Origin of the sequence: Leucobacter sp. CX87, assembly GCF_018682295.1 — a bacterium.
Lineage (GTDB): Bacteria > Actinomycetota > Actinomycetes > Actinomycetales > Microbacteriaceae > Cx-87.
The window spans coordinates 216,424-229,516 of the sequence record NZ_JAFIRI010000004.1 but is presented as its reverse complement, the minus strand read 5'-3'; the positions used below and the strand labels follow the sequence as shown (position 1 = coordinate 229,516).

General features: G+C 68.1%; 11 protein-coding genes. 5 read left to right on the top strand and 6 right to left on the bottom strand.

Annotation, left to right across the window (positions count from 1 at the left end; translation table 11 throughout):
* Positions 1-2: 2 nt before the first annotated feature.
* Complete coding sequence (locus KOE53_RS06575) at positions 3-1,217, bottom strand: glycosyltransferase (RefSeq protein WP_188057845.1); 1,215 nt, start codon at positions 1,215-1,217, stop codon at positions 3-5.
* A gap of 203 nt (positions 1,218-1,420) precedes the next feature.
* Between KOE53_RS06575 and KOE53_RS06570 the strand changes: the two genes are divergently transcribed.
* Positions 1,421-2,662, top strand: a complete 1,242-nt coding sequence (locus tag KOE53_RS06570; RefSeq protein ID WP_188057844.1) for an MFS transporter — start codon at positions 1,421-1,423, stop codon at positions 2,660-2,662.
* Positions 2,663-2,742: 80 nt separating this feature from the next.
* A complete protein-coding gene (locus tag KOE53_RS06565) occupies positions 2,743-3,756 on the top strand; it encodes a YihY/virulence factor BrkB family protein (RefSeq protein WP_188057843.1) in 1,014 nt (337 codons plus the stop codon).
* Between the two features lie 27 nt (positions 3,757-3,783).
* Here KOE53_RS06565 and KOE53_RS06560 read toward each other — a convergent pair whose 3' ends face one another.
* The 5 genes from KOE53_RS06560 to dnaK form a co-directional block, all read right to left on the bottom strand.
* The gene (locus tag KOE53_RS06560; RefSeq protein ID WP_370566953.1) at positions 3,784-4,986 is read right to left on the bottom strand and encodes a class I SAM-dependent methyltransferase; all 1,203 of its coding nucleotides are present in this window, start codon (positions 4,984-4,986) and stop codon (positions 3,784-3,786) included.
* Positions 4,983-5,411, bottom strand: a complete 429-nt coding sequence (locus KOE53_RS06555) for a heat shock protein transcriptional repressor HspR (protein WP_188045260.1) — start codon at positions 5,409-5,411, stop codon at positions 4,983-4,985. The genes KOE53_RS06560 and KOE53_RS06555 overlap by 4 nt, the downstream gene beginning before the upstream one ends.
* 91 nt (positions 5,412-5,502) lie before the next feature.
* Positions 5,503-6,450 (bottom strand): DnaJ C-terminal domain-containing protein, encoded by a 948-nt coding sequence (locus tag KOE53_RS06550; RefSeq protein ID WP_188057842.1) that lies wholly within the window; start codon positions 6,448-6,450, stop codon positions 5,503-5,505.
* Positions 6,443-7,060 carry a nucleotide exchange factor GrpE gene (locus tag KOE53_RS06545; RefSeq protein WP_188057841.1) on the bottom strand — a complete coding sequence of 206 codons (618 nt, stop codon included), beginning with the start codon at positions 7,058-7,060 and terminating at the stop codon, positions 6,443-6,445. The genes KOE53_RS06550 and KOE53_RS06545 overlap by 8 nt, the downstream gene beginning before the upstream one ends.
* 2 nt (positions 7,061-7,062) lie before the next feature.
* Positions 7,063-8,907, bottom strand: coding sequence for a molecular chaperone DnaK (gene dnaK / locus KOE53_RS06540; protein ID WP_188057840.1), 1,845 nt, complete (start codon positions 8,905-8,907; stop codon positions 7,063-7,065).
* Between the two features lie 209 nt (positions 8,908-9,116).
* Between dnaK and KOE53_RS06535 the strand changes: the two genes are divergently transcribed.
* The 3 genes from KOE53_RS06535 to KOE53_RS06525 are packed head-to-tail and all read left to right on the top strand — an operon-like array spanning position 9,117 to position 12,975.
* The gene (locus KOE53_RS06535; RefSeq protein WP_188057839.1) at positions 9,117-9,692 is read left to right on the top strand and encodes a DUF2165 domain-containing protein; all 576 of its coding nucleotides are present in this window, start codon (positions 9,117-9,119) and stop codon (positions 9,690-9,692) included.
* A gap of 22 nt (positions 9,693-9,714) precedes the next feature.
* A complete protein-coding gene (locus tag KOE53_RS06530; RefSeq protein ID WP_188045156.1) occupies positions 9,715-10,449 on the top strand; it encodes an HAD family hydrolase in 735 nt (244 codons plus the stop codon).
* A gap of 24 nt (positions 10,450-10,473) precedes the next feature.
* Positions 10,474-12,975 (top strand): glycoside hydrolase family 65 protein, encoded by a 2,502-nt coding sequence (locus tag KOE53_RS06525; RefSeq protein WP_188045155.1) that lies wholly within the window; start codon positions 10,474-10,476, stop codon positions 12,973-12,975.
* Positions 12,976-13,093: the final 118 nt, after the last annotated feature.

The window sequence follows — 13,093 nt, the reverse complement described above, 5'->3', positions numbered from 1 at the left end:
GCTCAGGCCGCGGGAGTCTCGCCGCGATACAGCGACTCGAAGGTCGCGAGCGTCCGCTCGATGTCGTGCACCTTGACCGCCTCGAGCGACGCCTCCTGCATGCGCACGTAGTCCGCGTGCGGCAGCTCCAGGATCTCGGCGATGCGCCGCGCGAGCTCGGCGTCGTCGCCCGGAGTGAAGAGGTAGCCGTTCTTGCCCTCCTCGACGAGGTGCGGCAACGCCATCGCGTCGGCCGCGAGGATGGGCAGGCCCGACGCCATCGCCTCGAGCGTCGCGATGGACTGCAACTCGGCGATCGATGCGATCGCGAACACGCTGCCGTTCGTGAGGGTGGCCCGCAGCTGCTGGTCGGACACCCGGCCGTGGAAGACCACCCGATCGTCGATGCCCAGCTCGTGCGCCAGCCGTTCGAGGTTCTTGCGCTGGTCGCCACCGCCGACGAGGTCGAGCTTGACGTTCGCCCCGAGACGCGCGACGGCGCGCAGGATCACGTCGATCTGCTTTTCCATCGTCAGTCGCCCGACGAACACGACCCGCTGTTCGCTGCGCTCAGCGAAGCTCGGCGTGTAGTCGGACGCGCGCAGGCCGCAGCTCACGGGGCGCACGCCGCGAATGGACGTGTTGCGCTCGAGGAACTCGGCGGCGCGTTTCGTGGGGGTGGTGACCGCCGAGGCAAGCCGCAGGATTTTGTCGGCCTGACGCCAGGCCCACTTGATGAACGACTGAATCGCGAAGTGCGGCAGCAGCGTGAAGTCGAGCACGTTCTCGGGCATTACGTGGTTCGTAGCCACGATCCTGATGCCTCGCTTGGCGCCCTCGATCGCGAGGCCGCGGCCGATGATGACGTGCGACTGGAGGTGGATCACGTCGGGCTGCAACGCATCCAGCAACTGGCGCGAACGGTAGCGTGCGCGCCAGGGCAGGACGAAGCGGAGCCAGTCGTGCGGATACCAGCGGAAGCTCGCCCAGCGGTGCACCGTGACACGCTCGCCCTCGATCTCCTCAACGAATGTGCCAGCGGCGCCGTGCCCCATCGACGGGGCGGCGACGTGCACCTCGTGCCCGTCGCGCACGAGACCGGCGGCGAGGCGCTCGGCGAACCGCGCGGCACCGTTCACATCGGGCAGGAAGGTGTCGCAGGCGAGCAGGATCCGCAGGGGCGTCTCAGTGTGTGCATCGGCTGGCGTGTGGCTTGCGAGGGTCACAGGTTTCGGCATCCTTCATCAGGTCAACGGGAGCGGGATGTGCCCGTTCCATGGATTAGTGTACGTTGGCGGCCAGCCCGGTACCCGGGGGTTTACCCGCCACTTCACGCGAATCGCGTCGAATCTGCGCGCAAGTTTCACCCGCCAGGATCCTGGTCCCGCGCGTGCCCGCCCTCGACCGCAGCGAGACGCCCGAGGACTAGCCTGAGGGAATCATGTCTGAACCCATCGGTCGCGCCCTCTGGCGCTTTGCCCCCGCGATCTACGGGCCGACCGTATTGTTCGCGATCGGCGAGGGTGCAATCATCCCGCTTGTCCCGGTCATCGCGTCGCATCTGGGCGCCGACGTCGCGCTCGCGACGCTCATCGCGGCGGCGCTCGTCGTCGGACAGTTGTGCGGGAATCTCCCCGCTGGCTGGGCCGTGGCGCGCTTCGGCGAGCGCCGCACGATGGCGGTCTCGGGCACCCTGGCGCTCGCCGGGGCCGCCGGGGTGGCACTCGCGCCGAGCCTCTGGGTACTCGCCCTCGCGGGCCTCGTCATCGGGCTCTGCGCGTCGGCGTTCGGGATCGCCCGGCACACGTTCATGACGACGCGCGTGCCGTTCGCGTTCCGCGCGCGCTCCCTCGCGCTGCTCGGCGGCACCTTTCGGCTCGGCATGTTCCTTGGTCCGTTTATCGCCGCGGCGCTGCTGGCGGCGACCGGATCGCCCGCCTCCGCGGCCTGGTTCTTCGCGGCCTGTCTGGTCCTCACCGTCGCGCTCGTGCTGCTCGCCCCCGACCCCGAGGGTGCGGTGGCGCTACGTTCTGCCAACGCGGGCACGCTGTCGGCCGCGGGTCATGTCCCCAGCGGGTCCGAGCGCGACGGCGTGTTTCGCACGATGCACCGCCACCGAGGGGTGCTCGTGCGACTGGGGTCTTCGGCGGCGTCGCTCTCGGCACTGCGCTCAGCACGCCAGGTGATCATTCCCGTCTGGGGTATCGCGATCGGCGCAGACGCCGGCACCATCGCCCTGGTCGCCGGGATCTCGGGGGCATGCGACTTCGCCCTGTTCTATGCGAGCGGGCAGGTGATGGACCGGTTCGGGAGGCTCTGGGCGACGATTCCCGCGGTATCGCTCATGAGCCTCGGCCTGATCGCGCTCGCGCTCACCTCGCCGCTCCCTGACGCCTTCGCCTGGTTCGTGGCGCTATCCGCGGTGCTCGGCGCCGGGAACGGACTCTCAAGCGGCATCTTGATGACTCTCGGCGCCGACCTCGCGCCGCAACACGATCCCGCCCCATTCCTGGGGTCCTGGCACACGATCTCTGACATCGGCGGAGCCGCGGCTCCGCTCATGATCGCCGCGATCGCCTCAGCGGCGTCGCTGCCGCTCGCGGCCGCGGCGATGGGGGTGATCGGCATTGCGGGCGCCGCCGGGTTTATGCGCTGGGTGCCCCGGTTCGTACCCAGGCGGTAAAGACTGCCCGTCCCGCAGCGCGACGCCGCGGCGCGGGGCGAACAGGTGCGCTCACTCCCAACCGTCAATACATTGGCAGCATGGACCATGAACCGCGGGCGAAGAACCCACAGGGACTCGGCGCTCGCGCGATCGCGTGGGCGCTGCGGCTGAGTATCGTGCGCGCGGCGCTGCACTACGCCGCGCGGCGAGGCCCGCTCCTGGCCGACAGCGTGACCTACCGCGCACTGTTCAGCGTATTCGCTGGCGTACTCTTGCTCTTCTCCGCCGCCGGGCTCTGGCTTGACGCCAATCCCGACGCCCGGCGCGCGCTCGTCGACACGGTGAACGGAGCGATTCCGGGAATCGGTGATGCCATCGATCTGGACCAGGCGCAGTTGTCGGTCGGGTTTACCCTGGTCGGCGCGGTTTCCGTGCTCGGTCTCGTGGCCGCGGCGATCGGCGCGATCGGCAGCCTTCGCGCCGCGTTTCGCAGCATCGCCGATGTCACCGTCGACGAAACCAACTTTCTCTGGATGCTGCTTCGCAACTTCCTTGTGGCGCTCGCGTTTGGCGGCCTGCTGCTGGCCGGCGCCGCAGTGAGCCTGCTGTCGTCGAGCGGTCGGTCGCTCTTGGCTGACTGGCTGGGGGTCTCCGAGGACGCTGTCGCTCTCGAGTGGGGAGCCCGGCTGGTGGGGCTCGGCGTGGTCATCGCCATCAACACCCTGGCCGTCGCGGTCGCCTTCCGGCTGCTGGCAGGCGTGCGGCCGGCACCGCGGGCGCTCTGGGCAGGGTCGGTCGCGGGCGGTGTCGGACTGCTCGTGCTGCAAGAGTTCTCCGGCCTGTTCGTGCGCGGCGCCGCCTCGAACCCTCTGCTCGCGTCGTTCGCCACGTTGATCGCACTGCTGCTTTGGATCAACCTCTCGGTGCAAGTGATCCTCATCGCGTCGAGCCTGATCGTCACCCTCGAGGCGCAGGCGCACGACCGCGTGCACGAGAAATATGGCGCCCCCACACTCGCGGACTTCCGCCGGCGCGAGGCCGAGAAGGCGGTGGCCGCGGCCACCGCAGAGCTGCGTGCGGCGCAGGGCCTGCGAGGGTCACCCCCGCGGTAGCGCAGCGTGCACGCCGAACCGCGGAATCTACGCCCGCGCCCCGCGCTTCGTCGCGACGACGACCGTGAACGTGCGGTCGCGCGCGACCTGGCGGGTCGGCCCGATCACGCGCTCGATCAGCGGCCGATAGCCAAGGTGCGTGTTAAAGACCACCCACAGCTCTCCGCCGGGCGCGAGGGCGGGGGCCGCGGCGCGGATGAGTCGGTGCGCGACGCCCGCGTGCACGGTCGCGCCCGTGTGAAACGGTGGGTTCAGCGCGATGAGGTCGGCCCATTCCGCCGGCACGCCGTCGGCCGCGTCGGCGCGATGCACGCTCACGCGATCCTCGACCCCCGCGGCGAGCGCCGTCTCGCGCGCGGCGCGCACCGCGGCGGCCGACTGGTCGGTCGCGTGTACGCTCGCCTCCGGGTGTGACAGCGCGAGCGAGACCGCGATCGTGCCGTTGCCGCAGCCCAGGTCGACGATGTTTCGGGCCTGTCGCCCCCGGGCGGACTCCCCGAGCGCGCGCAGCATCAATCGGGTGCCGTGGTCCAGCGTGGGCCCGCCGAACGTCGCGCCATATGCGGCGAGCGCAAACGGCAGGTCGGGGTCCGTGCCCCAGAGCGGGAAGCGCAGAGGGCCAGGCTCGCGGGCGGTGAGCGGCGCGCTCGCGGTGAGCACGCGCGACTTGCGCACGGCCAGCCCGGCGCTCACCTCACCGAAGGAACGACGCAGCACCTCGTTCATCGCGAGCGCCATGTGCTTCAGACGCCCGCCGGCGAGCACCACCACGTCGGGCGCGGCCCATCGAGCGATCGCAGCCGAGATCTCGTCGAGCGCGTCGAGGCCGCGCGGCAGCTGCACGAGCACGAGGCGGGCGCCCGCCAGCAGCTCCGGACCGATCGGGAGGTTTGTGTATGCGCGAGCGCCCCCGAGGCGCTCTGCGTTGCGCGCGAGCGCGAGCTCGCCGAGCAGCGGATCCTGATGGACGCGAATGCCGGTCGCCCCGTGTCCGAGGGCTGCGCCGAGGGTCAGTGCGCCATGCCGATCGCCGATGACCACCAGCTCGCCCGGGCCCAGAGAGCCGAGCGTCTCGGCCGCGGTCGACAGCAGCAGTTCGTCGGTCGCATCGTAGGCGAGCAGCGCGTCATCGTCGACGTCGGGCTCGCGGCTCAGCGCCGAGAAATCAAAGAAAGTGGGATCGGCAGGGATCGCACCACTGGCAGGATCCTGCGCGAACGCATCGCTCACGAGCCGTTGCCCGAGTGCCGCCCCGGCCGCCACACGACGACCTCTGCGCGTCGCTGTGTCCGCGTCCCGCGGCGCAGTGAAACGACTTCGCCCGCACTTCCCGCCGCAAATACCCGTCGATCGGGGCGCTTGAGCATTTCGGCGGCGAGCGCGCGCTCGAGCTCGAGAACACGTCCCTCCAACTGCTCGACGCGGTCCTGAAGCGCCAGCACCCGCCGGATCCCTTCAAGACTCAGCCCCTCCGCCGACAAGCGGGCGACCTGGCGCAACTGCGAAACGTCGTGCAACGAGTAGCGACGCGTGTTTCCGCGGGTGCGCTGAGGTGACACGAGCCCGATGCGGTCGTACTGCCGCAGAGTTTGCGGGTGCATTTCGGCGAGTTCGGCGGCAGCGGCAATCGCAAACACCGGGGTGTACTGGTCCATCTCCGTCATCTCAAGCTCCTTCCCACTCTGGCTGTACTGCAGTTGACGCGCGAAGGCGAGGCCATTGCTGGCCCCGCCTACGCAGGTGATGCTACCCGCGGGCCCGTGCGAGGAGATCCTCGCGCGGGTTGTCCTGCGGTTCGACTTCCCGGAACGTCTCGAGCGCCGCCTTCGCGTCGTCCGAGAGGTGCGCCGGAACGACGACCTGGACCTCAGCGAGCAAGTCGCCGGTGCCCTTGGCGGATCTGATGCCGCGCCCCTTGACGCGCAGCACGCGGCCGCTCGGGGTGCCCGGCTGCACTTTCAGCTTCACCGGGGGGCCGCCCAGTGTGGGGACCTCAACGGTCGCGCCCAGCGCGGCCTCGACGAACGTCACCGGCAGCGTGAGCCGCAAGTTCAGCCCGTCGCGTTCGAACACGGGGTGCTTTCGAACATTCACGGTCAGGATCAGGTTCCCTGCCGGTCCGCCGTTCGGGCTTTGCTGCCCGCGCCCGCGCACCTTGATTTTTTGGCCGTCCGAGACGCCCGCGGGAATCTTCACCTTGACGGTGCTCCCATCCGGGGTCTGCAGCGTGACGGTGTTCCCGGCCGCCGCAGTCTCGAAGTCGAGCGTGGTCGAGGCGGTGATGTCGCGCCCGGGCTGGGGGCCGCGGGCACGCCCGCCACCCCCGCCGAACATGCTGAAGATATCTTCGTAGCTCTGGCCGCCGCCCTGCTGGTAGGAACCAGCCTGGCCGCCGCCAAACATGCCGCCGAAGACGTCCTCGAAGCCCTGACCGCCCTGCGTGAAGCGGGCGTGGCCCGGCCCCATCGATCGCATCTGGTCGTACTCGGCGCGCTGCTCTGTGTCAGAGAGCACCGAGTAGGCCTCGCTGATCTCCTTGAACTTCGCCTCGGCTTTTGCATCGCCCGAGTTGGAATCGGGGTGGTAGGTGCGCGCCAGCTTCCGATAGGTCTTCTTCAGCTCGGCCTCGCTGACGTCCTTTGAGACGCCAAGAATTCCGTAGAAGTCCTTCTCGAACCAGTCTTGACTAGCCATCTGCCCCCACCGCCACCGCTACCTTCGCGGCGCGCAACTCGACACCGCCAATCCGGTATCCCCGCTCAACGACGTCGAGCACCGTGTGCGCCTCGGTCCCGGGAACCGGAACCTGGGCGATCGCCTCGTGCAGTGCGGGGTCAAAGAGGTCGCCGACCTGTCCGAAGCTCTCGAGCCCGAAGCGCTCGAGGCTGCCGCGCAGCTTCTGCGCGATCGCGTGGAAGGGGGTGCCCTCCACGAGGTCGCCATGGGCGTCGGCCCGATCCAGATCGTCCAGCACGCCAAGCAGCGGGGTGAGCACGGCCGCGGTCGCCCGCTGCTGCTCAATCACCCGGTTCTCCTCGGTGCGCTTGCGGTAGTTCGCGTACTCGGCATTGACGCGACGCAGGTCCTCGAGGTACTCATTCGCGACGTCGGTGGCCTCAGCGGGGGAATCGCCATCCTCCGCCGAACGCGCGTCGTCGTTCTGCTCCTGGCCGAGGATGTCCTCAACCGTCAGATCCGCGTCGCCCTCCGCCTGCGGCGCAGGGCCGGAGGTTGCATCCTCCGGCCCTGCCGCGGCGGGAACCTCGTCGCCCATGCCGGGCGTGCGCTGTTCCTCATTCGCCATGATTACTTCTTCTCCTCGTCGTCTTCTACGACCTCGGCGTCGATGACGTCGTCATCATTCGCCTCTGCGGTCGTGTCCGCAGCCTCGGGGGTCTCCTGCGCGGCGGCATAGATAGCCTCGCCCAGCTTGCCCTGGCTCTCGTTCAGCTTGTCGAAGGCCGACTTCACCGCAGCCTCGTCCTCACCGGCGAGCGCCTGCTTCAGCGCGTCGAGATCGCCCTGCACCTCGGACTTGACGTCCGCGGGCAGCTTGTCCTCGTTGTCCGAGATGAGCTTCTCCACCGAGTATGCGAGCTGCTCGGCGTTGTTCCGGGCATCCGCAGCCTCGCGGCGCTGCTTGTCCTCGGCAGCGTGCTCTTCTGCATCGCGCACCATGCGCTCGATGTCTTCCTTCGAGAGCGAGGAACCACCCGAGATGGTGATCGTCTGCTCCTTACCGGTGCCCTTGTCCTTTGCGTGAACCTGGACGATGCCGTTGGCATCAATATCGAAGGTGACCTCAACCTGCGGCACGCCACGGGGAGCGGGCGCGATGCCGGTCAGCTCGAAGGTGCCGAGGTTCTTGTTGTCACGGGTGAACTCGCGCTCGCCCTGGAACACCTGGATCGACACGGACGGCTGGTTGTCGTCAGCAGTCGTGAAAGTCTCACTGCGCTTGGTCGGGATGGCCGTGTTGCGCTCGATGAGCTTCGTCATGATGCCGCCCTTCGTCTCGATACCGAGCGAGAGGGGGGTCACGTCGATGAGCAGAACGTCCTTGCGCTCGCCCTTCAGCACGCCAGCCTGGAGGGCTGCGCCCACGGCGACGACCTCGTCAGGGTTGACACCCTTGTTCGGCTCGCGGCCGCCGGAGAGCTGCTTGACCAGCTCGGTGACGGCGGGCATGCGGGTCGAGCCACCGACGAGCACGACGTGCGCGATGTCGGAAACCTTGACGCCCGCCTCAGCGACGACGTCGAGGAACGGCTTGCGGGTGCGCTCAAGGAGATCCTTGGTGAGCTCCTCGAACTTCGCGCGGGTCAGCGTCTCTTCGAGGTTCGCGGGACCGTTCTCGGTCATCGAGAGGTACGGCAGCTGAATCTGCGTGCTCATCGAGTTCGACAGTTCCTTCTTCGCCTGCTCGGCGGCTTCCTTCATGCGCTGGAGCGCAATCTTGTCGCCCGAGACGTCAACGCCAGTGGTGGCCTTGAACTGCGAGATCAGCCACTGCACAACGCGCTGATCCCAGTCGTCGCCACCGAGGCGGTTGTCGCCAGCGGTCGCACGGACCTGAATCGTCGAGAAGTCGTCGTCCTTGCCCACCTCAAGGAGGGACACGTCGAACGTGCCGCCACCCAGGTCGAAGACCAGGATGAGCTCGTCTTCCTTGCCCTTGTCGAGGCCGTAGGCGAGCGCCGCCGCCGTGGGCTCGTTGATGATGCGCAGAACGTTGAGGCCCGCGATCTCACCGGCCTCCTTCGTGGCCTGGCGCTCGGCGTCGTTGAAGTAGGCGGGCACCGTGATGACCGCGTCGGTGACGGTGTCACCGAGGTAGGTCTCGGCGTCGCGCTTCAGCTTCATCAGCGTGCGCGCGCTGATCTCCTGCGCGGTGTACTTCTTGCCGTCAATTTCCTGGGTCCAGTCGGTGCCCATGTGACGCTTCACCGAAGCGATGGTGCGGTCCACGTTCGTGACGGCCTGGCGCTTCGCGGTCTCGCCGACGAGCACCTCGCCGTCCTTCGTGAAGGCGACGATCGAGGGGGTCGTGCGGAAGCCCTCTGCGTTCGCGATGACGGTGGGCTCGCCACCCTCGAGGACGGCCACCACAGAGTTGGTGGTACCGAGGTCGATTCCTACTGCACGTGCCATGTTGTTTGCTCTCCTTGCATCAGGGTCGAAGTCCGAATGCCAACGGCCTCGGATCAAATTCGTGACGGGTTGAGCCGTCTGCACTCAAGTTTACTGAGTCGCCCTCGGGTGTCAAGTCAAGTCGAGTAAACTTGAGCCACTCTCACTCAACATTCAGATTTCATCCAGTGAGCCTATGGTTTTCCTGGCCGCAGTCCTATGGTGAGGGCATGAACAACTCCACTCAGCCCGCAGCGCCGCGCGGCTGGAGAGTGCTCGGCACCCTTCCGGTAGCGGCCGCCAGCCTGGTCATCGTCAACGCCCTCTACATCTTCCTCGTCGCCCTCGGCAACATCACCGACTACGACACCAACTTCGCCTTCGTGCAGCACGTCCTCGCAATGGACACCACCAACTTCGGTGGCGAGCCCGGCACGGGCCTCGACCCCGACGTCATGTGGCGCGCGATCACCGACCCGGTGATTTGGAACATCGGCTACATCGGGGTCATCGTGTGGGAATCGCTCGCCGCCCTCGTGCTGATCGCGGCGAGCGTCCAGTTCTTCCGCGGCTTCGCGGGCAAGGGATTCGCGAGCGCACGCACCCTTTCCACCATCGGCCTCGTCATGATCATCCTGCTCTTCGTGGGCGGCTTCATCACGGTCGGCGGCGAGTGGTTCCAGATGTGGCGCTCGAGCTCCTGGAACGGCCTCGATCCAGCGTTCCGAAACTCGGTCATCGCGGGCATCGGGCTCGTGCTGCTGCACCTGCCAAGCAAGGCCTGGGGGCCGGATCAGTCCAACTAGCGCGGCCCACCGAAAGGACAGTATGACGGAACAGGTGAGCGGCGCCCTCGCCGAGATCAGTGCGTTTCTTTTCGACCTCGACGGGGTGCTCACGCCTACCGCTGAGCTGCACATGCTCGCCTGGCAACGCACCTTCGACCAGGCCTTTTCCGAACTTGGGATCGAGCCGCCCTATACCGACGCCGACTACTTCGCGCACGTAGACGGGAAGAAGCGGGCGGACGGCGTCGACACGCTGCTGCGTTCTCGCGGGGTCACGCTGCCGCTCGGCACCCCGCAGGATCCGCCCGATGCCGTCACCGTGAACGGCATCGGTAACCGCAAGAACATCGCCTTTGGGCTCTTGCTGCGGGAGGACGGCATCACCCCCTTCCCCGGATCCCTGCAGCTGCTTGATGCGCTGCGCGGCCGTCCGCTCGCCGTCGTCTCCAGCTCGAAGAACGCGGAGGAGGTGCTGCGCTCGGCCGGGATCCGGGACCGCTTTTCGGTGGTCGTGGACGGGATGACCGCGGAGCGCGAGCACCTGCCCTCGAAGCCCGCGCCAGACGTGTTTCTGCGTGGCGCCGAGCTGCTGGGGGCGGACCCAGCCCGCGCCGCCGCATTCGAGGACGCCGTGAGCGGGGTCGCGTCGGCGGCGGCCGGGGGCTTCGGGCTCGTGGTGGGCGTCGACCGCGGCGCCGGCGCAGACGCGCTCCGCAAAGCTGGAGCGCATATGATCGTGTCCGATCTCTCCGAGTTCCTTGCCGCACGGGCGTAGCCCAGCAACAGAAGAAGGATCCGCATGCTCGATCGCGACCGCTTCCCCGTAGACCCGTGGCGCCTCGTCGAGCGGCGCCTGTCGTCTGAAGACGCCGGCGTTGCCGAAACACTCTTCGCCCTCGGCAATGGGTATCTCGGCATGCGCGGCAACCACCCCGAGGGCCGGCAGGCGCACGAGCACGGCACCTTCATCAACGGCTTTCACGAAACCTGGCCCATTCAGCATCCCGAGCAGGCCTACGGCTTCGCCGAGGTGGGGCAGACCATCGTGAACGCGCCGGACGCCAAGGTGATGCGGGTCTACGTCGACGACGAGCCGTTGGCGCTCGATTTCGCGGAGCTCACGGACTACTCGCGGGAGCTCGACCTGCAAAGCGGCGTGCTGCGCCGAGACCTGACCTGGGAGACGCCCTCGGGGAAGCGAGTGCGGGTGGAGATGGAGCGCCTCGTCTCCTTCGACGAGCGGCACTTCGCGTTGCAGCGCATGACCGTGACGATGCTCGACTCCGACGCCCCCGTCACCATCAGCAGCCAACTCGTGAACCGCCAGGACGGGGAGGACGTCTACGGCGGCGTCCCCCGCGCCGCGCGCGCCTCGTTCGACCCCCGCCAAAGCGAGCAAATCGCTACCCGCGTCCTGCAGCCGCAGGAACACTGGCAGGAGGAGTACCGGTCGATCCTCGCGTACCGCACGAGCTCGTCAGGCATGACGCTGGCCGTAGCCGCCGACCACATCGTCGAGACGGAAAACGAGGTGTCGGCGCGTCGACTCGTCGAGCCGGACATTGCCAAGAACGTGTTCCGCGTGCGCGCGAAGGCCGGGGTGCCCATCCGCGTCACCAAGCTGATCAGCTACCACACCTCCCCCACGGCACCGGCCCGCGAGCTCGTTGATCGCTGCCGCCGCACCCTCGATCGGGTGCTGGGCGAGAGCATCGACGACGTCTTCACGGCGCAACGGGCCTGGCTCGACGACTTTTGGAAGCGCAGCGACGTGGTGATCGGCGGTCAGCCCGAGCTGCAGCAATCGGTGCGGTGGTGCCTGTTCCAGATCGCGCAGGCCGCGGCCCGAGCTGACGGCGCTGGCATCGCGGCCAAGGGCGTCACCGGGTCGGGTTACAGCGGGCATTACTTCTGGGACACCGAGATCTACGTACTCCCCTTCCTCGCCGCGACGTCGCCGCGGCTCGCCCGCAATGCCCTCAGAATGCGCGCCCTCATGCTGCCGGCCGCGCGGCGCCGCGCGCACATGCTCAACGAGGCGGGCGCGCTCTTCCCCTGGCGCACGATCAACGGCGAGGAGGCCTCGGCCTACTACGCTGCCGGCACGGCGCAGTACCACATCAACGCGGACGTCACCTCGGCCCTCGCGAAGTACGTGAACGTCACCGGCGACGAGTCCTTCCTGCAGCAAGAGGGCATCGATATCGCCGTCGAGACGGCACGGCTGTGGGAGACCCTGGGCTTTTGGCGCCGCATCAACGACGTCGACACGTTCCATATCCACGGCGTTACCGGCCCGGACGAGTACACGACCGTGGTCAATGACAACCTCTATACCAACGTGATGGCACGGTTTAACCTGCGCTTCGCGGCAGACGCGCTCGACGACCTCGAGGTGACGAACCCGCCCGCGCACGCCAGCGCGGTACGCCGGCTGCACATCGAACCCCACGAGTCGGGGGCCTGGCGGCGCGCGGCAGAGGCGATGGCCATACCCTTCTCCGAATCGGCTGGGATCCACCCGCAGGACTCGCTCTTCCTCGACCGCGAGGTGTGGGACCTGGCGCACACCCCGCCCGAAAAACGACCCCTGCTGCTGCATTTCCACCCCCTCGTGATCTACCGCTTCCAGGTGCTCAAGCAGGCGGACGTGGTGCTCGCGCTGTTCCTGCGCGGCGACGAGTTCACCCCGGAAGAAAAGCTCGCGGACTTCACCTACTACGACCCGCTGACCACCGGCGACTCGACCCTTTCGGCGGTCGTGCAGTCCATCATGGCGGCCGAGGTCGGCTACCAGGATCTCGCCCTCGAGTACTTCTCCGAGGCCGTCGCCGTCGACCTCGCCGACCTGCACCACAACGCGGCGGACGGCGTGCATATCGCCTCTGCCGGAGGGGTCTGGTCGGCACTCGTCAGCGGCTTCGGCGGCATGCGCGACACCGACGGGAGTCTGAGCTTCGATCCACGACTGCCCGAGAGCTGGCCCAGCCTCGACTACCCGATCCTCTGGCGCGGGCACACGATTCGCGTCACCGTGCTCCCTCGCGAGCTGCGCCTGAGCCTCGAGTCCGGCGGCCCCATCACCGTAAGAGTCCGCGGAGAGCACCACGAGCTCACGACCGCGGCGGTGCTCGCGGTGCCGCTCGCTGACCAGGGCCCCGTCCGGAAGGGGCGCCCGGGCGTCGGTCAGTACGAGAACGTCCTCCGCGCGGACGGCACTCAGATGTCACCCATGGTGCCGAGCACAGAATCCGCCGCGCGGACGGCGCCGATTACGACGATTCCTGGGCCAGCGCTCTAGGCCGGGCGTGGACGAGCGACCGCCGCTGGCGCACTGAGGGAACCCCAGGACGGGGTGGCACCTCTCCTCACCGCCTGGCGCGGATAGCATGGTGGGGCGCCAATTCTCTGGCGCCCCA